Genomic DNA, 660 nt, shown 5'->3' on the forward strand with positions numbered 1-660 from the left:
ACCGGCGCATCGTGAGGGCCTCCAGGCCCTCGGCGTCCACCAGGGCCAGGGCCGCGGTGAGCACCACCTCCCGGCTCAGCCGCGGCCGGCGCGCCTTCGCCTTGGGGGTCGGTGCGGGATCTCCGTTGGTATCGGGGTCTGTGGTGGGGGGAGGCATCGCGATCGGCATCCTTTAATAAGTGGGCTTTGCTTTAAATGCAGTCTACACGTACGGTCTACGGTGTAGGCAGGGCGTCGAGCATACGGTGCCCCCACGCCTCCCACTAACTGCACCGATGGCGATCCGCCCTCCGGTGCCCTGCCGAATCCGGCACCCTTCTTTTGCTTCTTCAGGAGATTCCTTTGACGAACACTGCTTCCCACACGGCCACCACCGCTGCTCACACGGCCGACGACACCGCGCGCCGGGCCACCGAGACCAAGGCCGCGACCAGGACCACCGAGTTCATCGCCTACCTGGGCGTGCTGGTGGCCATCGTCGTCACGGCCACCCTGGTCGGTGACGGCGGGGCCGAGGACGGCATCGACCTGTTCGATGCCCGTCAGGCCATGGAGTACATCACCTACCTGACCATCGGCTACCTGGTGGCCCGCGGGCTGGCCAAGTCCGGCAGCCGCGAGTACTACACCGCCTGAGCGCATCGCGGCCCCCGGCCACCC

General features: G+C 67.6%; 1 protein-coding gene. It reads left to right on the plus strand.

Annotation, left to right across the window (positions count from 1 at the left end):
- The first annotated feature begins 342 nt into the window (after positions 1 to 342).
- Entirely contained in the window at positions 343 to 636 is a 294-nt protein-coding gene (locus tag ACH9D2_RS08970; protein ID WP_396362496.1) for a hypothetical protein, read from the plus strand.
- Positions 637 to 660 lie beyond the last annotated feature (24 nt).

It is taken from the genome of Kocuria rhizosphaericola (assembly GCF_044462205.1).
GTDB classification, from domain to species: Bacteria; Actinomycetota; Actinomycetes; order Actinomycetales; family Micrococcaceae; genus Kocuria; species Kocuria rhizosphaericola.